General features: G+C 69.1%; 19 protein-coding genes. 9 read left to right on the top strand and 10 right to left on the bottom strand.

Annotated elements, in window-relative coordinates; genetic code table 11:
- Window positions 1-13: 13 nt before the first annotated feature.
- Both ACFWP7_RS06060 and ACFWP7_RS06055 read right to left on the bottom strand, forming a co-directional pair.
- Window positions 14-454 carry an SPW repeat protein gene (locus ACFWP7_RS06060; RefSeq protein ID WP_384376720.1) on the bottom strand — a complete coding sequence of 147 codons (441 nt, stop codon included), beginning with the start codon at window positions 452-454 and terminating at the stop codon, window positions 14-16.
- Between the two features lie 120 nt (window positions 455-574).
- Window positions 575-2,830: a carbohydrate-binding protein gene (locus tag ACFWP7_RS06055; protein WP_384376717.1), complete on the bottom strand. Its 2,256-nt coding sequence runs from the start codon at window positions 2,828-2,830 to the stop codon at window positions 575-577.
- Window positions 2,831-3,204: 374 nt separating this feature from the next.
- On the opposite strand from ACFWP7_RS06055, the gene ACFWP7_RS06050 reads away from it, so the two are divergent.
- Window positions 3,205-3,645, top strand: coding sequence for a hydrolase (locus tag ACFWP7_RS06050; RefSeq protein WP_384376714.1), 441 nt, complete (start codon window positions 3,205-3,207; stop codon window positions 3,643-3,645).
- Here the strand turns inward: ACFWP7_RS06050 and ACFWP7_RS06045 are convergent.
- On the bottom strand, window positions 3,620-4,555 hold the full coding sequence (locus ACFWP7_RS06045; protein WP_384376711.1) for a LysR family transcriptional regulator: 936 nt from the start codon (window positions 4,553-4,555) through the stop codon (window positions 3,620-3,622). The genes ACFWP7_RS06050 and ACFWP7_RS06045 overlap by 26 nt on opposite strands.
- Before the next feature lie 137 nt (window positions 4,556-4,692).
- Here ACFWP7_RS06045 and ACFWP7_RS06040 point away from each other — a divergent pair, with 137 nt between their 5' ends.
- The 6 genes from ACFWP7_RS06040 (at window position 4,693) to ACFWP7_RS06015 (ending at window position 10,345) form a co-directional block, all read left to right on the top strand.
- Window positions 4,693-4,776, top strand: coding sequence for a putative leader peptide (locus tag ACFWP7_RS06040; protein ID WP_384377178.1), 84 nt, complete (start codon window positions 4,693-4,695; stop codon window positions 4,774-4,776).
- A gap of 215 nt (window positions 4,777-4,991) precedes the next feature.
- Window positions 4,992-6,113 (top strand): dimethylsulfone monooxygenase SfnG, encoded by a 1,122-nt coding sequence (sfnG, locus tag ACFWP7_RS06035; protein WP_384377175.1) that lies wholly within the window; start codon window positions 4,992-4,994, stop codon window positions 6,111-6,113.
- 58 nt (window positions 6,114-6,171) lie between these two features.
- Complete coding sequence (locus ACFWP7_RS06030) at window positions 6,172-7,389, top strand: acyl-CoA dehydrogenase family protein (protein ID WP_384376708.1); 1,218 nt, start codon at window positions 6,172-6,174, stop codon at window positions 7,387-7,389.
- A gap of 56 nt (window positions 7,390-7,445) precedes the next feature.
- Window positions 7,446-8,000: an NADPH-dependent FMN reductase gene (ssuE, locus tag ACFWP7_RS06025; protein WP_384376705.1), complete on the top strand. Its 555-nt coding sequence runs from the start codon at window positions 7,446-7,448 to the stop codon at window positions 7,998-8,000.
- A gap of 4 nt (window positions 8,001-8,004) precedes the next feature.
- The gene (locus ACFWP7_RS06020; protein WP_384376702.1) at window positions 8,005-9,189 is read left to right on the top strand and encodes an SfnB family sulfur acquisition oxidoreductase; all 1,185 of its coding nucleotides are present in this window, start codon (window positions 8,005-8,007) and stop codon (window positions 9,187-9,189) included.
- A gap of 13 nt (window positions 9,190-9,202) precedes the next feature.
- Window positions 9,203-10,345 carry an LLM class flavin-dependent oxidoreductase gene (locus ACFWP7_RS06015; RefSeq protein ID WP_384376699.1) on the top strand — a complete coding sequence of 381 codons (1,143 nt, stop codon included), beginning with the start codon at window positions 9,203-9,205 and terminating at the stop codon, window positions 10,343-10,345.
- A 1-nt stretch (window position 10,346) separates the two neighbouring features.
- Here ACFWP7_RS06015 and ACFWP7_RS06010 read toward each other — a convergent pair whose 3' ends face one another.
- The 7 genes from ACFWP7_RS06010 to ACFWP7_RS05980 all read right to left on the bottom strand — a co-directional run bounded on the left by ACFWP7_RS06010 (window position 10,347) and on the right by ACFWP7_RS05980 (window position 17,835).
- On the bottom strand, window positions 10,347-11,408 hold the full coding sequence (locus ACFWP7_RS06010; protein ID WP_384376696.1) for an acyl-CoA dehydrogenase family protein: 1,062 nt from the start codon (window positions 11,406-11,408) through the stop codon (window positions 10,347-10,349).
- Window positions 11,409-11,529: 121 nt separating this feature from the next.
- Window positions 11,530-12,222, bottom strand: coding sequence for an urea ABC transporter ATP-binding subunit UrtE (urtE, locus tag ACFWP7_RS06005; protein WP_384377172.1), 693 nt, complete (start codon window positions 12,220-12,222; stop codon window positions 11,530-11,532).
- Between the two features lie 9 nt (window positions 12,223-12,231).
- Entirely contained in the window at window positions 12,232-13,062 is an 831-nt protein-coding gene (urtD, locus tag ACFWP7_RS06000) for an urea ABC transporter ATP-binding protein UrtD (protein ID WP_384376693.1), read from the bottom strand.
- Window positions 13,059-14,210 carry an urea ABC transporter permease subunit UrtC gene (urtC, locus tag ACFWP7_RS05995; RefSeq protein ID WP_384376690.1) on the bottom strand — a complete coding sequence of 384 codons (1,152 nt, stop codon included), beginning with the start codon at window positions 14,208-14,210 and terminating at the stop codon, window positions 13,059-13,061. The genes urtD and urtC overlap by 4 nt, the downstream gene beginning before the upstream one ends.
- A complete protein-coding gene (gene urtB, locus ACFWP7_RS05990; RefSeq protein ID WP_384376686.1) occupies window positions 14,207-15,103 on the bottom strand; it encodes an urea ABC transporter permease subunit UrtB in 897 nt (298 codons plus the stop codon). Before urtB ends, urtC begins: the two co-directional genes overlap by 4 nt.
- Before the next feature lie 63 nt (window positions 15,104-15,166).
- Window positions 15,167-16,390, bottom strand: a complete 1,224-nt coding sequence (gene urtA, locus ACFWP7_RS05985) for an urea ABC transporter substrate-binding protein (RefSeq protein ID WP_384376683.1) — start codon at window positions 16,388-16,390, stop codon at window positions 15,167-15,169.
- A gap of 332 nt (window positions 16,391-16,722) precedes the next feature.
- On the bottom strand, window positions 16,723-17,835 hold the full coding sequence (locus ACFWP7_RS05980; protein ID WP_384376680.1) for a substrate-binding domain-containing protein: 1,113 nt from the start codon (window positions 17,833-17,835) through the stop codon (window positions 16,723-16,725).
- Window positions 17,836-17,934: 99 nt separating this feature from the next.
- Here ACFWP7_RS05980 and ACFWP7_RS05975 point away from each other — a divergent pair, with 99 nt between their 5' ends.
- Window positions 17,935-18,381: a MarR family winged helix-turn-helix transcriptional regulator gene (locus ACFWP7_RS05975; protein ID WP_384376677.1), complete on the top strand. Its 447-nt coding sequence runs from the start codon at window positions 17,935-17,937 to the stop codon at window positions 18,379-18,381.
- A 196-nt stretch (window positions 18,382-18,577) separates the two neighbouring features.
- Complete coding sequence (locus tag ACFWP7_RS05970) at window positions 18,578-19,900, top strand: aldehyde dehydrogenase family protein (RefSeq protein WP_384376674.1); 1,323 nt, start codon at window positions 18,578-18,580, stop codon at window positions 19,898-19,900.
- Window positions 19,901-19,980 lie beyond the last annotated feature (80 nt).

Below are 19,980 nucleotides of genomic sequence, written 5' to 3'. Positions count from 1 at the left end.
CGCGTCCTGCCGGCTACGCCCGAGGCGTGCTGCCCCTGGCCGTGACCGCGCAGAGCGCGCCCAGCACCACGGCCAGTGCGCCGATGATGATGCTGTTGAGGACGACTCCGGTGTCCGGACTGGTGCCGACGACCCACGGCGAGATGATCATCCACGCGCCCATTGCGCAGATCGCCCAGCTCAGGCCGTACATCCTCTCCGGCGTGATGGTGAATCCGAGCGCCAGCAGGCCTATCGCGATGCCGATGATGAGGTTGTGCGCCACGAGGGCGGGCTGGCTTGTCGTGTAGTGGAGTATCCACGGGGACACTGCGCAGTACAGGCCGAGGAGGAACACCGGCCCGTCCACGAGTGCCACATCGCGGGCGCCGACGACGCGGGCATACCGATCCCGCATTTCGCCGACGTCCGGGTGGCTGCCGATGTCACCTCTGGGGTGCGAGACGTTGGCCATGACTCGTCTCCTTAGAGCTCTCTCGATCTCTCGGCCCTACCGCCCTGGTCCGGTATGCGGTAAGTGCCGCGTTCACCCCATTGTGCTCTTATTTCTTCTTTATGTGTAGCGGGAGGTGCGTCAGTCGCCGGAGATGAGCAGGTAGTCGAGGTTGAAGCCACCGGTTTCGCAGTAGACGGTGACCGTCTGCTCCCCGGCCCGGAGGTCGACGGGTACGTGCACCGACTGGTAGGTCCCCCAGCCGCCCGTGGCGGGCACCGATGCCGTTGCCAGCGTGGTGCCGCTGTCGTCGCGGAACGACACGGCGTTCGCCGCCGTGGTGTCCGTGCCGTTGGCGACGCGCAGCTCAAGATCGTAGGAGCCTGCCTGCGGCACATCGACGGCGTACGTGAGCCAGTTGCCGGCAGCTGTCCAGCCCACGTTCTTGCCGCCGCTGGCGGCGGGGTTGCTCTCGACGAGGTTGCTGCCGTCCGCGGGCCAGCCCTGCTGGCCGGTGTAGGACTCGGCCTCGATCTTCTGACCCACAGGGGCCGCGTGCGGCCGCACGGTGAGATGGACGGTCACCTCGTCGTGCGCCCTGCCGTCGGTGGCGTAGAAGGTCAGGTCCTGCTCGCCGGCGACGGTCGGACGGATCGTGACCAGACCGGTCGCCGGGTCGAGGGCGACGCCGCCCGGCAGTTCGGTGGCGTAGTAGGACAGCCGGTCCCGGTCGCGGTCGGTCGCCTTCAACTGCAGGCTCGCGGTGCCGTACTGGTCGGCGACGACATCGGTGGCCTGCGCGAAGATCGGGGCGTGGTTGTGGGAACCCGTCGGCACCTTGCCCTTCCACCGGTAGGTGGCGAAGGAGCCCGCCGGAACGGTCACGACGAACGTCTGGTCGGCGACGACCACCCGGACCTTGCTGTCGGTGCCGGCGCTGTTGCCGAGGACGGCGGTGAAGGTGCCGTTCCCCGAGCGGTAGACCACGTTGCTGACATCGTGCTCCGCGGCGCTGGACTCCAGGCGCACGTCACCCGGGGAGAGATACTTGGAGAACTGTCCGATCGCGTACAGCTCGTCGCGGACGGTGAAGTCCTTCGTGAGCGTGTTCACCTTCACCAGCCGGTCCGGCCACTTGGTGGTGGCCGCCACCTGGTCCCAGTCGATGTTGTTGTCGCGGGAAGGCGTCCAGTGCAGGGTCCCGCCGTCCTGGTCGGTGGCCTGGGCCCACAGGATGTAGGAACCGGCGTCGAGGCGGAAGTCGTTGAGGATCGTCGAGGGAGCCAGATCACTGGTCTCCGTGAGATGGACCGGCTTTCCCGTCTCCTCATAGGCGTCACGCATGACGCTCGGGTCCCCCCAATAGGGGTGGAAGGCGATGGCGTCCGACGCGTCGCGGACCTCCTCGCCGGTCACCGAGCCGTCCGGGGCGTCCTCGAAGATGCGGTAGTAGTTCTTGGTAGCCGTGCTGTTGGGGTCGCGCCAGTCCCAGAAGTTGAAGTCGTGCACATACAGCTCGGTGCTCAGCCGCACCTTCTGGAACTCACGCTTGATCGCCAGGGTCAGCTTCTGCTGCTGCTCGACACTGATGTCCATCGCCGGGTAGACGACGTCCATGCCCGGCTCGTTCAGCAGAGTCAGCGCGTCGACAGGGATGCCCTTCTTGGCGTACGCCTGGACGAACTTGACGTAGTACCGCGCGAAGACGTCGATGCAGTCGTCGCGCAACTTGCCGGCCTGGTAGTAGTCCGTGGTGCTTCCGGGCTTGAGCGCGACCTCACCGGTGAACCGGTTGTTCGTCTTCATCCACGCCGGTGCGCTCCACGCCGAGGCGAAGAAGGTGGCCTTGGGGTTGTAGCGCTGAATGAGCTTGATCGTGTCGATGATGTGCAGGTCGATGTCGCGCTGGATGGAGAAGTACTTCAGACCGAAGTCCTCGGTGACACCGGCGGGCAGGTCGTCCTCCGACCAGAACGGGAGGTGCTCGATGAGATCGGGGCTGCCGATGGTCAGCCGGAACCGGTCCAGGCCCGCGCCGGTCTTGGGGTCGACAAGAAGCCGGATGGCCTCCTCACGCTTGGCAGGTGTGAGCTTCCACAGGTTGGACACGCTGGTCTCGTCCAGGGAGAAACCGATACCCGTGTACTCCTGCCGGGCGGCACTGGGGTCGACGACCACGGTGGCATCGACGGAGCCGCCGGAACCAGTGCCTGTCCGGACGCTCGGCAGTGGCTGCCAGGCCTGTTCACCGCCGGTCGAGTAGGTGCCGGTCACGACCTGGCCGTTCCCGGTCGACCCGTCGGCGGCGAGGTCCGCATGCGCGGCCGGACCCGTGCCGACCAATGTGGACAGTGTCGTGACGGCGATGGCCGCGATCGCGGTGAGAGTACGTCTCACAGCTGCTCCTGGGCTCGGTGGATGAGAGGGGGGTGGCGCTGCGCTGAACGAGAGGCACGCGACCGTTCCGCCGCCAACGGCGCGGGGTGAACGGACGGTTCAAGAGGGAACGCCGCGACGTCGGATACGTCCCGACGACCCGGCGCGCCTCCACGACGTATCCGGAGTCGGTGGTCGTGCCGGTGCCGTCCAGCAGCCGACAGAGGGGTGTACGTATGCGTCCTGATGTGGCGACAGCCACCACGGCAACTCCCTCCCACCCCACCGATGCGGCAGATCCAAGCAATATCCTTGGTGTTAAGTCAAGGCTTGAAAAAAGTCATCCTGGTAAAGCGGGTACCGGTGCAACGGAGTGACGACAGGCGGAGGCAGCAGTGTGGGAGCCCAGTGAGGACGAGCCGTTGGCGCGGCTGCCCGAGTCGATCTGGGAGACGCGGTACGTCGGCAGGCGCTTTCCCGGCTCCCGCGCGGTCGCCGAGAAGCCGGGCCTCGCGGAGGGCGCCAACTGCCAGCTCTTCGCCTATGAGGTACTGCGGCGCTGCTCCCTGACCGTCCCCGACTGGCGGTCGAGTGATCTGTGGGACGACACCGGACGCACCGAACGGGTCGCGCACGCCCGGCCGTTGGACCTGGTGCTCCTCAACGCCGCCGACAACGCCTGGGGCGCACACGTCGGTGTGGTCGTGGGGGAGGACCGGGTCCTGCACCTCAGTGCCGAGGTGGGGCGTCCGGCCGTGTGGGGCATGGCGGACTTCGCCGCCCGGGACCGCTATCGCACGCTCATCGGCTTCAAGCGGGTCCTGCGGCGGGCGTGAGCCGCCCGCCCAGCTCCCGGGCCCTGCGGACGAACGCCTCGTGCAGGTCGTCGGCCGCGCGGGGCACCGAGTCCGCCCTGCGGCGCTGAAGCATCAGCACCACCTGGGTGGAATCGTCCTCCAGCGGCCGGTAGGTGATCGCGCCGCATCGCTCCAGCGGATCGTCCATCACGCTGAAGTCGGGCAGGACCGTCACACCCAGGCCCTCGGCGACCATCAGCTTGCCCATCTCCGCGCCGTCCGTGGAGTACGAGAAGGACGGGGCGTGACCCTCCAGGAGCCGGTGCAGATAGCGGTGCATGACGTATCCGGTACGCATGGAGATCAGCGGCTCGTGCTCGGCGAGGAGGTCGGCCGCCGAGACCGTGTCCCGCGCGGCGAGCGGGCTGTCCGGGCGTACGCACAGCACCGGCCGTCCGCGCAGCAGCTCGGTGGTCTCGAAGTCGGCGGGCAGGTCGTCGCCGTCGAGATGGTTCACCAGACCCAGGTCGAAGCCGCCCTCCGAGAGGGCCCGGTGGATGTCCGACTGCTGGGCGCCGACCACCTCCACCTGCGTCAGCGGATGCGTCGCGCGGAACTCCCGGACCGTGGGGATGAGCAAGGGCACGGTCGCCGCGTTCACCGTGCCGACGCGGACCATACGGCTGATGCGGTGCTGTTCGCCCGCCGCGCCCCGCAGCCGGTCGACCGCGTCCAGCACGTTGATGATGTGCGGCAGCAGGTCCCGCCCCTCGGCGCTCATCTTCGCGCCGGTGCGCTTGCGTTCCAGCAGGTCGACGCCGAGTTCGCGTTCCAGGTTCCGTACGGTCTCGCTGAGCGCGGGCTGGGAGAGGTGGAGTTCCTCGGCGGCCCGGCGCAACGAGCCGAGCCGGGTGACCGCCGCGATGTATTCCAGCTGCTCTATTCGCACCCCTGCAGAATGTGGTCGCCGGCCGGCCGTGTTCAAGGGTTTCCCTGTCACACCTTCGTGAAATACACCGGTCCGGGATGCGAGACCGGTCGGCTATTCCTTGACGGTCCGGACGGGGGGCTGCGACGATCGACGACATGAAGATGCGACCGGACCTCACGCGGCGACGCCACGTCGACCTCGCGCGTGTCTCCAGTTCCTTCTGTTGTAGCGAAGCCTGACGATCCCGACGGTAGGGTCCCCTTCGCACAGACCAGCCTGCCCACCGGTGAATTCTCCCGCAGGGTAGATCTCCGTGTTCTCCGGCACCCGCCGCCCCCTTTCACCGCCCGCATTCCCGTGGAAAAGCCGGGCCCGTAATTCGTCATGCCCTCGTATCGAACACCGGGAGTTCTCCGTGCCCGAAACGGAATCCGCAACCGACACCCCCACAGAGATCACCAGCGAGCCCGTTCGCTTTGCCTACTGGGTCCCCAACGTCAGCGGCGGCCTGGTCACCAGCAAGATCGAGCAGCGCACCGACTGGGGTTACGACTACAACCGCGAGCTCGCCGTCCTCGCCGAGAACAACGGCTTCGACTACGCGCTCAGCCAGGTCCGTTACATGGCCAGCTACGGCGCCGAGTTCCAGCACGAGTCGACCAGCTTCAGCCTCGCCCTGCTCCTCGCCACCGAACGTCTGAAGGTCATCGCCGCCGTCCATCCGGGCCTGTGGCACCCGGGCGTCCTCGCCAAACTCGGCGCCACCGCCGACCACCTCTCCAAGGGCCGCTTCGCGGTCAACGTCGTCAGCGGCTGGTTCAAGGGCGAGTTCACCGCCCTCGGTGAACCGTGGCTGGAGCACGACGAGCGCTACCGCCGCTCCGAGGAGTTCATCCGCGCCCTGCGGCAGATCTGGACCGAGGACCACACCGAACTCGCCGGTGACTTCTACCGGTTGAGGGACTTCTCGCTGAAGCCCAAGCCCCTCAACACACCCGAGCGCCCGCACCCGGAGATCTTCCAGGGCGGCAACTCCACCGCAGCCCGCGCCATGGCAGGCCGGGTCTCCGACTGGTACTTCTCCAACGGCAAGGACTTCGACGGCGTCACCGAGCAGCTCGCGGACGTCCAGAAGGCTGCGACCGAGGTCGGGCGCAAGGCACCGAAGTTCGGCCTCAACGCCTTCCTGATCGCCCGTGACACCGAGGCCGAGGCCCGCGACACCCTCCGTGAGATCGTCGCCAAGGCCGACAGCGAGGCCGTCGAGGGCTTCGGCGCCGCCGTGAAGCAGGCCGGCCAGTCCACCGCCGACGGCAAGGGCATGTGGCAGGACTCCAGCTTCGAGGACCTCGTCCAGTACAACGACGGCTTCCGTACGGGCCTGATCGGAACCCCGGAGCAGATCGCCGAGCGGATCGTCGCCTACAAGCGCCTCGGCGTCGACCTCCTTCTCCTCGGCTTCCTGCACTACCACGAGGAGGTCGAGTACTTCGGCCGCCGGGTGCTGCCCCTCGTACGCGAACTGGAAGCCCAACTGCCGCAGTCCGAGGCCGAGTCCGTGTCCGTCCACGCGTGACCATCTCTGCCCTCTCCCCCGCTCCTTCCGCACCGCTCTGCGAAAGAGGTCGACAAGCATGACTACCGTCACCCCCACCGACTGGCAGGCCCGCCCCGCTCCGCAGACCGCCCAGGACTGGATCGCCCGTGCCGCCGCGGTCGCCGCCGTCCTCGCCACCGACGCCGCCGAGCGCGACCACGCCGGAGCGACCCCGCACGCGGAGATCCAGCTCCTCAAGGACTCCGGCCTCGTCACCCTGCTCGGACCCACCGAGCACGGCGGCGCGGGCCAGGACTGGCCCACCGCCTACCGCGTCATCCGCGAGGTCGCCAAGGCCGACGGCTCCATCGGCCAGCTCCTCGGCTACCACTACCTGTGGAACTGGGCCGCCCGCCTGGTCGGCACCCGCGAGCAGTGGGAGCACGTCGAGGCCGAAGCCGCCCGTAACCGTTGGTTCTTCGGCGGAGCCGTCAACCCGCGGGACAAGGACGTCGTGGTCACCGAGGACGGCGACGACCTCCTCTTCACCGGCCACAAGTCCTTCTCCACCGGCAGCAAGGTCTCCGACGTCACCGTCCTCGAAGGCGTCTTCGAGGGCACCGACCGGCACGTCTTCGCGATCGTGCCCTCCGACACCGAGGGTCTGACCTTCCACGACGACTGGGACAACATCGGCCAGCGGCTCACCGAGAGCGGCAGCGTCACCCTCGACCGGGTCCGCACTCCCTGGGCGAGCGCCGCCGGGTACGTCGACAAGGAGTTCCAGCCCCGGATCTACAACACCCTCAACGTCCCCACCATCCAGCTGGTCTTCGTCAGTTTCTACCTCGGCATCGCCGCCGGCGCCCTGGACACTGCGGCGACCTACACCCGCACCAAGACCCGGTCCTGGCTGCACGGCGGCTACGAGCGCGCGGTCGACGAGCCGTACGTCATCGACACCTACGGAGACCTCACCGCGAAGCTCTGGGCGGTCGAGGCACTTGCCGACGCCGTCGCCGCCGAGGGACAGAAGCTGCACGAGGATCCCGACGCCGTCACCGAGCAGACGCGCGGCGACTTCGAGGTCAGGGTCGCCGCCGTCAAGGCCCGCGCCACGGACGTCGCCCTGGAGATCGGCAACCGGATCTTCGAGGTGACCGGCGCCCGCTCCACCGCCGGCGCCGAGGGGCTGGACCGGTTCTGGCGCAACATCCGCACACACTCCCTCCACGACCCGGTCGCCTACAAGCGGCGCGAGGTCGGCCGCTGGGTACTCGAGGGCGAACTGCCCGAACCCACCTGGTACTCCTGACCGCTCGCCCGGGGCGCCTCCGTCGGGAGGCGCCCCGCTCCGCAGAAAGAGGGCCCATGGCCACCGTCCTGTCCGTCTCCGGCAGCCCCTCCGTTGCCTCCCGCACCGCCAAACTCCTGCGCCACCTGGACACCCGGCTGGCGGCGCAGGGCCACGAGGTCATCCCGCTCGACGTCCGCACGATCCCGGCCGAGGCCCTGCTCGGGGCCGACTTCAAGCACCCCGCCATCGTGGAGGCGACCGAACTCTTCGCCCGCGCCGACGGTGTCGTCATCGCCACCCCCGTCTACAAGGCCGCCTACTCCGGCGTCCTCAAAGCCCTGCTCGACCTGCTCCCGCAGTACGCGCTCACCGGAAAGACCGTGCTGCCGCTGGTCACCGGAGGCAGCACCGCGCATGTCCTCGCCCTCGACTACGCGCTCCGCCCCGTCCTCAACTCCATGGGCGCCGCGCACATAGTCCAGGGCTGGTTCACCCTCGACAAGGACATCACGACGGGCGAGGACGGCAGGATCACCGTGGCGCCGGGCACCGCCGAGGCCCTGGCCCAGGTGGTCGACCAGTTCTCGGCCGCTCTCGGCCGCACGCCTTTGCTGGCTGCGGCAGGCTGACACCATGACCGCTAAAGTGATCGCCGACGACGTCGAGGCTCTGGCTGTCGCCGCCGCGCTCGCCGACGAGTTCCGCGCCGGTGCCTCGGCGCGGGATGCGAAACGAAGGCTCCCGCGAGCGGAGTTGGAGCGGCTTTCCGCCTCCGGACTGCTCGCCGTCACCGTGCCCGCCGCGTACGGTGGCGCCGACGTGTGCCAGGAGACCCTCGCGGAGATCTTCCGGCTGCTGGCCTCCGCCGACGCCAGCCTGGCGCAGATCCCGCAGAACCACTTCGTGTACGTGAACGTGATAAGCCGTCAGGGCACCGCACGGCAGCGGGAGTTCTTCTTCGCCGAAGTGCTGGCCGGGCGCCGCTTCGGCAACGCCCAGTCGGAAGCGGGCACCAAGCACGTCCAGGACATCCGCACCCGCCTGGAACCCCGCCCGGACGGCTCCTACGCGCTCACCGGCGTCAAGCACTACTCCACCGGCGCGCTCTTCGCCGACTGGATCCCCGTCCTCGCCCGGGCCGAGGACGACAACCTGCACGTCGCGTACGTCCCACGGGACGCCGCCGGGGTCACGGTCGTCGACGACTGGGACGGCATGGGGCAGCGTACGACGGCCAGCGGCACCGTCCGCCTGGACGGCGTGGCAGTCCCCGCCGACCGGGTCGTCCCACATCACCTCACCTTCCACGGTCCCCAACTCCACGGCGCCGTCGCACAGTTGCTGCACGCCGCCATCGACGCCGGGATCGCCGCGGGCGCCCTCGCCGAGGCCGTCGAGTTCGTCCGCACCAAGAGCCGGCCCTGGTTCGAGAGCGGTCTCGACACCGCTGCCGAGGATCCGCTGCTCATCCAGCGCTTCGGTGAACTCGCCATCCAGGTACGGGCGTCCGAGGCGCTGCTCGGCGCGGCTGCACGCGCGGTCGACGCGGCTCGTGAGGCCCTCGACGAGGATTCGGCTGCCGAGGCGTCGATCGCGGTGGCTGCCGCGAAGGTGCACACCGCCACCACCGCCCTGGAGGTGGCGGGCGCGCTCTTCGAGGTGTCCGGCACTCGCTCGGCCCTCAACTCACTCAACCTGCATCGGCATTGGCGCGACGCCCGGACCCACACGCTGCACGACCCGGCACGCTGGAAGATCCAGCACATCGGCCGTTACGTACTCAATGGCACGAAGCCCCCTCGGCACGGCCTGCTCTGAACGGAGACCTCACGTGTCCCTCACCTTCCACTGGTTCCTGCCCACCAACGGCGACAGTCGGCATGTCGTCGGCGGCGGCCACGGCACCCCGGCGACCGTCTCGGGACGGGACCGGCCGCCGACGGTCGCGTATCTGAGCCAGATCGCCCGCGCTGCCGAGGACCTGGGCTTCGTCGGCGCGCTCACGCCCACCGGCGCCTGGTGCGAGGACGCCTGGCTGACTACCGCGATGGTCAGCCAGAACACCGAACGGCTCAAGTTCCTGGTCGCCTTCCGGCCCGGCTTCGTCTCGCCCACGCTCGCCGCGCAGATGGCGTCCACCTTCCAGCGGCAGACCGGCGGACGCCTGCTCCTGAACGTGGTGACCGGCGGCGAGAGCCACGAGCAGCGCGCCTACGGCGACTTCCTCGACAAGGACGCCCGCTACCGCCGTACCGGCGAATTCCTCCAGATCGTCCGGGACCTGTGGGACGGCAAGACCGTGGACCTGGCGGGCGAACACCTCAAGGTCGAGGACGCCAAGCTGGCCCGCGTGCCCGACCCGGTTCCCGAGATCTACTTCGGTGGCTCCTCGCCCATCGCCGGTGAGATCGCCGCCCGTCACGTGGACGTCTACCTCACCTGGGGCGAGCCGCCCGCGGAGGTCGCCGAGAAGATCGCATGGGTACGCGGCCTCGCCGAGAAGGAGGGCCGCAGCGTCCGCTTCGGGATCCGGCTGCATGTCATCACCCGCGACACGTCCGAGCAGGCCTGGGCCGAGGCCCACAAGCTCCTCGACGGCTTCGACCCGGAGACCGTGAAGTCCGTACAGGCCGGACTCGCGCGCAGCGAGTCCGAGGGCCAGCAGCGGATGCTCGCCCTGCACGGCGGCAGTCGCGACGGCCTGGAGATCCACCCCAACCTGTGGGCCGGGATCGGGCTGGTCCGCGGCGGCGCGGGCACGGCCCTCGTCGGCAGCCACGACGAGGTCGCCGAGCGTATCGCCGAGTACCACCGCCTCGGCATCGACGAGTTCGTGTTCTCCGGCTATCCGCACCTGGAGGAGGCGTACTGGTTCGGCGAGGGCGTCCTGCCGCGACTGGCCGCACAGGGCCTGTGGCAGCACCCGTATCCGAAGCCGGCCGCTCCGGTGGCACAGGTGCCTTTCGCGAGCTGAGTCAGCCGAGCGAGCCGAGCGAACCGAGGTGCGCCGTCCGCACCTCGGCCGTCTGCCCCTGCACCAGCAGGAACATTCCCTCGCGCGCCAGCCGCTGCGCCGGACTACCAAGGTCGATGGAGCGCCCGCCACCGGCCACGACCGCCGCGGTCGTGGCCGCGCGCAGAAGGTCGTACGACCGCGTCTTGACCGCCAGCCGCTCATCGACGCGCTCGGTCGGCACCGGGTGGTCGGCCAACTCGTACGCCTGCTGCCTGACCTCGTCCAGGCGACCGCGCAGCGCACGCGCGGTCTCCTTCGTGACGGGGTCGCCGTCGAACGACTCCAGCAGGTCGAGTGCGGACGCGGTGACGCCGAAGACGGCCGGTGAGGCGTTGGTGTTCTTCGGGCGGTCGGTGACGGCCCAGGTCTCGTACGGGGTACGCAATGCCACCGCGTCATCCGGCAGCCACAGGCCGTCCAGGTCCAGGGAGACCGTCCGGGAGGCGGTGAGCGCGGCGAGCCGCATCGGGGGAGAGGGCCTCAGGCCGGGCTGCTCACGCGCCTCGGTGAACGCGAACAGCGCCTCGTCCCTCTCCGTCACTCCGGCCAGCAGCATCACGTCGTTGAGCCCCCAGCCCGTGTACCAGGGCACCGTCCCGTCGAAGCGCCAGCCGCCGCGCTCGCGGGTGACCCGGACGGGCAGGCGCGGATGGGCGCGCAACTGGGCGTACGCCACCCCGGACAACAGCTCCCCACCCGCCAGCGGTCCCAACAGTCGCTCTCGCAGGGTGAGTTGAGCCTTGGCGAGCATCTGCACCGGTGTGTGGTGCTGGGTCTGCACGAACCAGGTCGAGCAGCACGCCCCGGCCAGGATCTCGGCGGTCTCCCGGGCCACCGCGGCGGGCGCCGCCGACCCGCCGTACTCCACCGGCGCGCTCACCCCCAGCAGCCCGGACCGTTTGACCGCCTCGATACTGCTCGCCGGCACACCCTCCTGGTCCACCCGCGCCGCCTGGGGCGCCAGTACCTCGGCGGCGAGGCGGCGCGCGCGGGTGACGAGAGGATGCGGTGTGGTGCTCATCGGAGGATCTCCCGGTGTCGAGGTGTCCGGTACCGATTGAACCTTCCTCGCGGGGAGCACCTGGAACCGGGCCATCGACTGGGGGAGTGCACGCGTAAGCCCCCGACGGCGTACGCGCCCCTCACACGCTGAGTGCCTCCCGCACCGACCGCTCCGCCTCCTGTCCGCCCTCGCCCGAGGACGTGACCCGTCCGGCCTCCAGGACGTAGTACCGCTGCGCCGCCCGCATCGCGAAGCCGACGTGCTGCTCGACCAGGAGGACGGAGAGTCCACCGCGCGCGGCGAGGGCGAGGATCGTCTCCTCGATCTCCGCCACCACGGAGGGCTGGATGCCCTCGGTGGGCTCGTCGAGGAGGAGCAGCCGAGGGCCCGTCACCAGGGCGCGGGCGATGGCCAGTTGCTGCCGCTGGCCACCGGAGAGCAGCCCGGCCCGCCGGCCCGAGAGCGTGCGGAGCGCCGGGAACAGGTCCAGCGCCTCGGCGACCGCCTCCTTGCCGCGCGCTCGCCCGTCGGCGACCAGTTGGAGGTTCTCCGCGGTCGTGAGGTGCGGGAAGGCCTGCTGTCCCTGGGGGACGTACGCCATGCCGCGGGCCACGCGCTCATGGGGCTTTCGCCGGGTGATGTCCTCACCGTCGAGACGGACGGTGCCGCTCTGTGGGGTGAGCAGTCCTACGGCGGTTCGCAGGAGGGTGCTCTTGCCGGCGCCGTTGTGTCCGAGGACGGCTGCCACGCCGTCGTGCGGGACCTCGACGGAGACCCCGTGCAGGACGGAGCTGCGGTGGTAGCCGACGCGTACGTCGTCGATCTCCAGCATCATGGCCGCTCACGCCTCCTGTACGGCGACGCCCGCGGCGGCCTCGTCGATCGGGGCCTCGCTGACCGGATCCTCGCCGATCGGAGGCTCGGCGGTCGGTGTATCGGCCGCGTGCCCGAGATACACCTCCTGCACCTTCGGATCCGCCTGCACCTCGGCCACCGTCCCCTCGCTCAGCACCTTGCCCGCGTGCAGCACGCTGACGCTGCGGGCGAAGGAGCGCATGAAGTCCATGTCGTGCTCGATGACGACGACGGTCCGATCCTGGCTGATGAGCTCCAACAGCTCACCGGTGGACTGCCGTTCGTCATGGCTCATGCCCGCCACCGGTTCGTCGAGCAGCAGCAGCCGTACGTCCTGGACGAGCAGCATCCCGATCTCCAGCCACTGTTTCTGACCGTGTGCGAGCGTCCCGGCCGGGCTGTCGGCGAGCTCGGTGAGGCCCACCGTGTCCAGCGCGCGGGCGACGGGCTCCGGCACTCCCTTGCGGCGGCGCAGCATCGTGAGCATGCCCCGGCCCGCGCCTGCCGCGATGTCCAGATTCTGAAGGACCGTCAACTCGTCGAAGACAGTCGCGGTTTGGAAGGTCCGGCCGATCCCCGAGCGGGCGATTCGGTGCACGCTGCGCCCGAGGATGTCCTCGCCCCCGAAGCGTACCGATCCCTGCGCCTTCACCAGCCCGGTGACGGCGTCGACCAGGGTCGTCTTGCCCGCGCCGTTCGGCCCGATGAGGAAACGCAGATCGCCCGGGCGTACGTCGAGGTCGACTCCGTCCACGGCGGTGAAACCGTCGAAGGACACCCGTAGTTGGCGTATCTCAAGACCTGAGAGCTCACTCATACCGGTTCTCCCACTGGAAGGGCGGGCGCCTTCTCGTCGGTCCCCTGCTCGTCGGCCGGCCGGGAGGACCCGCGCCGGCGCCGGACGATCCCCACCAGCGAGGCGAGACCCCCGGGCAGGAAAGCCAGGGCGACGATGAACAGCAGCCCCTGGAAGTAAGTCCAGGCCGCGGGGAACTCCTCCGACAGCGCCGTCTTGGCCCAGGCGACACCGACGGCGCCGAGCACCGCGCCCACCAGGATCGCCCGGCCGCCGACCGCGGCGCCGATGACCAGTTCGATGGACGGCACGATCCCGATCAGGGCGGGGGAGATGATCCCGACCGCGGGCACGAACAGCGCGCCCGCGAGCCCGGCCATGCCCGCCGCCACCACATACGCGACGAGCTTCACGTTCGCCGGGTTGTACCCGAGGAAACGGACCCGCTCCTCGGAGTCCCTTACGGCGACGAGGAGTTCGCCGTACCGGCTGTGGATCAGCTGGCGGGCCAGGGCCATCAGGAGGAGCAGGACCGCGGCGATGATGAAGTACACCATCCGCTGGTTGACCGGGTCGTCGAGGTCGTAGCCGAAGAAGCCCTGGATGTCGGTGAGTCCGTTGGTGCCACCGGTCGTGGCCTGCTGGCCGATCAGCCAGATGGCGAACGCGGCGGCGAGGGCCTGGCTGAGGATCGCGAAGTACGCGCCCTTCACCCGGCGCCGGAAGATGAACGAGCCGAGGATCGCCGCGACGGCCATCGGCAGCAGTACGGTCGCCGCGAGCGCGAAGAGCGGATTGGCGAACGGCCGCCACCACCAGGGGAGTTCGGTGGCGGTGCCGTACAACTGCATGAAGTCGGGGAGGTTGCCGGGCCCCGCGTCCGCGATCTTCAGGTGCATGGCCATGGCGTAACCGCCGAGCCCGAAGAAGACGCCCTGCCCGAGCGTCAGCAGTCCGCCGCGGCCCCAGGCCAGGCAGATGCCCACGGCGACGATCGCGGTGCACAGGTACTTGGCGAGCAGTCCGAGGCGGAAGTCGGAGAGCGCGAGCGGGGCCACGGCGAAGAGCACGACGGCGCCCACGGCGAAGCCGGCCGCGGGGCGCAGGGCGGTGAACCGCCGCTTGATGCCGGCGGGTTGCTTCGGGGCGACCGGAGTGGTGGTGGTCATACGAGACTCCTCGTACGCAGCGTGTACAGCCCCTGGGGCCGCCACTGGAGGAACGCGACGATGGCCACCAGGACCAGCACCTTCGCGACGCTGACGGTGGTGGAGTACTCCAGTACGGACTGCAGCACGCCCAGCACGAAGGCGACGATCACGGTGCCCTTGAGCTGTCCGATGCCGCCGACCACGATCACCAGGAAGGCGTCGATGATGACGTTGGTGCCCATCGTCGGCCCGATCGGACCGACCAGGGTCAGGGCCACCCCGGCGACTCCGGCGAGTCCGGACCCGATGAAGAACGCGGTGCGGTCGACACGGCCGGTGGAGATGCCGGACACCTCGGCCAGGTCCCGGTTCTGCACGACGGCGCGGATCCGTCGGCCGAGCGGGGTGAGCCGCAGCGTCAGCGCCAGCGCGAGGACCGCCGCGAGCGCAAGACCGAGAATGAACAGGCGGCTGTTGGCGAACGTGAGCGGGTCGTCGCCGCCGATGACGGTGATGTTCCCGGTGAGAACGTCGGGCGCGCGAGTCTGCACATTGGGCGCACCGAAAATGTCACGGGCGAGTTGCTGGAGCATCAGCGAGACGCCCCAAGTGACGAGAAGTGTGTCCAGTGGCCGGAGGTAAAGGCGGCGAATGAGCACCCATTCAAGGAGCGCGCCGAGCGCCCCTGACACGAGAAAGGCGACGGGCAGCGCGACGAGCAGCGAAATTCCTGCACTGGAAATGGACTTCTGGAGGACATAGGTCGTGTAGGCGCCGGCCATGATGAACTCGCCGTGGGCCATGTTGATGACATTCATCTGGCCGAAGGTGAGCGAGAGGCCGAGCGCGATGAGCAGCAGAACGGCACCGATGCTGACGCCGGTGAACATCTGCCCGAGGATCACGGTCATGCGGCGACTCCGGGGAGGCGGGACGCGGAGGCCACTTCGCGAAGGGCCCCCGCGCACGGGTGATCAGGAGAGGCCGGCGGCCCAGTCGTAGCCCTTGAGGTACGGGTCCGGCTTGATCGGCTTGCCGGAGTCCCAGACCTGCTCGATCAGCCCGTCGTCGCCGATCCTGCCGATGCGGGCGGTCTTGTAGATGTGCTGGCTCGCGCCGTCCACGGTGACCTTGCCCTCGGGCGCGTCGAAGGTGATGCCGTCCGAGGCGGCCTTGACCTTCTCGGGGTCGAACGACTTCGCCTTCTCGACCATCGCCTTCCACAGGTAGACCGAGGTGTACGCGGCCTCCATCGGGTCACTGGTCGGCTTGTCCTGGCCGTACTCGTCCTTGTATGCCTTGACGAACTTGGTGTTCGCCGCGCCCGGAGTCGTCTGGTAGTAGTTCCAGGCCGTCAACTGGCCCTCCAGGTACTGCGCCCCGATCGACTTGACCTCTTCCTCGGCGATCGACACGGAGACGACCGGCATGCCCTTGGCGGTCAGGCCCGCGGATTTGTACTCCTTGAAGAAGGCCACGTTCGAGTCGCCGTTGAGGGTGTTGAAGACCGCGTCCGCCTTCGACGCCTTCACCTTGTTGGCGATCGTGCTGAACTCCGTGGAGCCCAGCGGCGCGTAGTCCTCGCCCAGCACCGTCATGCCGTTGGCCTTGGCGTACGCCTTGATCTCCTTGTTGGCGGTACGCGGGAAGACGTAGTCGCTGCCGACCAAGTAGATCCTCTTCTTGCCCTGGCTCTTGAGGTAGTCGAGGGCGGGAATGATCTGCTGGTTGGTGGTCGCGCCCGTGTAGAAGATGTACGGGGACTCCTCGAGCCCCTCGTACTGCACGGGGTAGAACAGCAGCGACTTGTTCTTCTCGAAGACCGGCTTGACGGCCTTGCGGCTCGCGGAGGTCCAGCAGCCGAAGGTGGCCGCGACCCGGTCCTCCGAGATCAGCTTCTGCGCCTTCTCGGCGAAGGTCGGCCAGTCGGAGGCGCCGTCCTCGCTGATCGGCTTGATCTGCTTGCCGAGCACTCCGCCCGAGGCGTTGATCTCGTCGATCGCCAGCTTCAGTGAGTCGCGTACGGTCACCTCGCTGATCGCCATCGTGCCGGACAGTGAGTTGAGCAGTCCGACCTTGACGGTGTCGCCGCTCACGTCCGCCTGCGCGGCCCTGTCGGACGTACCGCCCGCGTCGGTCTTCGCACCGCACGAGGAGAGCGCGACGACCGCCGCGAGTGCGGCGGCGCCGGCCAGCACCCGGCGTCGGAGACCACTGAAATCGCTGGAACTGCTGGAATCGCTGGTATCGCTGAAATCACTCGGACCGCTTGAACCGCTGGACAAAAGAACCCCCTCGGGCTGTGGAGGAGACGACTTCCTGAAGTGCGGTCCACAGCCTCAAGTGACCCTGTTTCCAAGGTGTTTCGCGATACTTTCCCGGCGGTATCTTCCCGCTCTCATGGGGTGGGCGCGGGGAAATATCGGGCAACAAAAAATGCCCGGGGCGGAATTCGTCACCCGAATTCATCATTCGCCCGAGGCATTCTAGTTACTTCCTGTGGGAAGTATCTTGGCGAGGGTGCGGCATGTCAAGGGTGGGAACCGTGAAGGTCGAGTTGTGCGACCACGTCGAAGCCCACACCGTCCGCCCGTGCCAGATAGATGCGTTGGCGGACATGACCGCCCCGCAGATGGAGCAGTCCGCGCGGGCCCTCGTACGACACCGTCTCGGCCGCCGCCCCGATCGCCGACACGTCGAGGGCCCTGGCCCGCCCGATCAGCGCGGCGAGCAACAGCACACCCTCGTAACAGGATTCGCCGAGGCTCCCCAGGGCCGGTGCCTCGATGCCGAACCGCCCGGCGTACTGGCCGTGGAAGTCGAGGGTGTCCTGGTTGGCCAGCGAGGCGAAGAACCCGGCGGTGCTGTAGAGGTCGACGGTGGCCGTCGGCCCGCTCGCCATCAGCATGTTCTCGTCCATCAGCGTGCTCAGCCGCAGACAGCGCGCGTCGAGGCCGGCCGCCGCGAACGCCCGGTTGAAGCGGACCGCGTCGCTGCCGACGAGCAGCATGAGTACGCCGTCCGCGTCCGACCGCTCGATACGGCGCAGTACCGCGCCGAAGTCATGCGTGCCCAGGGGGAGATAGACCTCTCCCTGGATCCTGCCGCCGGCCTCCCGCGCGTAGCCGTGCGCGGCCCGGGCTGTACGGCGGGGCCACACATAGTCGTTGCCCACGACGAACCAGCGCCGCACCCCGCGCTCATGGGCCAACAAGCCCATCGCGGGCCGGAGTTGATCGCGAGGCGTCTCGCTGGTGAGGAACACACCCGCGGTGTTCTCGCCACCCTCGTACAACGCGGTGTAGACGTACGGCACCCGATGGGCGATCCTCGGCGCCAAGGCCTGCCGCACCGAGGAGATGTGCCAGCCCGTGACGCCCTGCACGACTCCCAGATCCACCAACGCCTCGACGTGGTCGGCGACTTCGCGCGGTCCGCTGCCGCCGTCGACCGGCAGCAGCCGCAGCTCCCTGCCGAGGACACCGCCGGCGCGGTTGACCTCCTCGGCGGCCAGCTGTGCGCAGAGTTCGCAGGTCGGTCCGAAGATCCCCGCCGATCCCTGCATGGGGAACACGAGCGCCACCCGGAACACGGAGTCGTCTGCCGTGAACCAGTCGGGCGGAGGCGGATCGTGCCGGAACATGGCGTCATGATTCCGGGTCCGCCCGGTGAACTCCAGTCTGTCTCATGCCATGTACAGCCGCGGCTCGTACCATGTAATGCCCCGGGATCGAGGAGCAGGATGTCAACCTCAACTCCGCGTCAGCCCCAGGATCTGGCGCACCTCCTGACACGGGCCGAGCGGCTGGCCGCGCGCCGGCTCCAGAGCGTGCTGGACGAGGACGGCTGCTCGCTCGACGCGTGGCGGGTGCTCGCCCTGCTCAGTGACGGCCAGGGGCATCACATGACGTCGCTCGCCGAGGCCGCCTTCCTGCCGCCGCCGACGCTGACCAAGCTCGTCGACCACCTCGTCGACCAGAACCTCGTCCACCGCCGGGTCGACCCGCTCGACCGGCGCCGCATTCTCGCGTACCTCACCCCGCGCGGTCAGACGTACTGGCGACGCCTCGACCGCGAGGTCCGCGCCCGGTGGCCGGTGCTGAGCGACGGTGACGACGAACTGCTGCGAGCTCTGCTGGAACGCCTGGTGGACACGCTGGACGGGGCGAACGCCGAGACCGCTCTCTGAGACTCTCCGGATCGCTATGGTCGCGGAGAGTGCTTTCGTGTGCCCGGAATTTATTTGGGCATGTGAAAGGTTGGTATATACATCCAGCTGTTGCATTCGGCTGTACGTCCAGCTCTCTACGTGCAGCTCTCCACGTCCAGCGATCGAGTACGTCGCGCGGTGGCCCCACCCGTCCGCGCCAGACCAGCGAGGCATCGTGAACCAGTCCACCCCCGAGCAGCCCGCCGACGTCGTCTCCCGGCTGCGCTCCACCTTCCGCTCCGGCCGGACCAAGCCCGTCGAATGGCGCAAGACCCAGCTGCGCCGACTGCGCGAACTGCTCACCACACACGGTGAGGACATCGCCGCCGCCCTCCACGCTGACCTCGGCAAGAGCTCCACGGAGGCCTTCCGCACCGAGATCAACTTCACCGTGCGCGAGATCGACCACACCCTGGAGCATCTCGACAGCTGGCTGCGCCCCGTGCCCGCCCCGGTTCCCGCGCACCTCGGAGACGACGCGACGGCCTGGACGCAATACGACCCCCTGGGCGTCGTCCTGGTCATCGCTCCCTGGAACTACCCGGTGCAGCTCCTGCTCACCCCGCTGCTCGGCGCCCTCGCCGCCGGCAACGCGGTGGTCGCCAAGCCGAGTGAGCTGGCCCCCGCCACGTCCGCCGTCCTTGCCCGGCTGCTGCCGCAGTACCTCGACACCGACGCGGTCGCCGTCGTCGAGGGTGCCATTCCGGAGACCACGGCCCTGCTGGTCGAGCGCTTCGACCAGATCTTCTACACCGGCAACGGCACGGTCGGCCGCATCGTGATGCGCGCCGCCGCCGAGCACCTCACCCCCGTCGCCCTCGAACTGGGCGGCAAGTCCCCGGCGTTCGTCGACCGCGGCACCGACCTGGCCGTCGTCGCCGACCGGCTCGTCCGCGGCAAGTTCCTCAACGCCGGGCAGACCTGCGTCGCACCCGACTACGTCCTGACCGACCCCGAGACCGCCCGCGCCCTGGAGCCCGAGCTCGTCCGGGCGGTCGAGGCGGCCTTCGGTGCCGAGCCGAAGAAGTCCCCCGAGTTCGGGCGGATCGTCAACGAACGGCACTTCGACCGGCTCAGCTCGCTGCTCGGCTCCGGCCGCGCGGTCACCGGCGGCGACAGCGACCGCGGCGTCAAGTACATCGCGCCGACCGTCCTGGCCGACGTCGACCCCAAGTCGCCGGTCATGGCGGAGGAGATCTTCGGCCCGATCCTGCCGATCATCACGGCGGCGGACCTCGACGGGGCCATCGGCTTCATCAATGACCGTGCCAAGCCGCTGGCCCTGTACGTCTTCACCGACTCGGACACCACCCGGCGGCGGCTCGCCGACGAGACCTCGTCCGGCGGTCTCGGCTTCGGCCTGCCGCTCGCCCATCTGACCGTCTCAGACCTGCCGTTCGGCGGGGTCGGCGAGAGCGGCATGGGCAGCTACCACGGGCGCTACTCGATCGAGACGTTCAGTCATCGCAAGGCGGTGCTGGAGAAGCCGCTCGGCTGAAGCGGTCCCGGACGTGGCGGGGGGGGGGGGCGGGGCGGGGTGGGGGGGGGGGCCGGGGGGGGCGCCGGCCGGTGCAAGAG

The organism is Streptomyces sp. NPDC058470 (genome assembly GCF_042721055.1).
Taxonomy (GTDB): Bacteria; Actinomycetota; Actinomycetes; order Streptomycetales; family Streptomycetaceae; genus Streptomyces.
The sequence above is the reverse complement of the archived record's forward strand: the minus strand, read 5'-3'. Positions and strand labels throughout refer to the sequence as shown.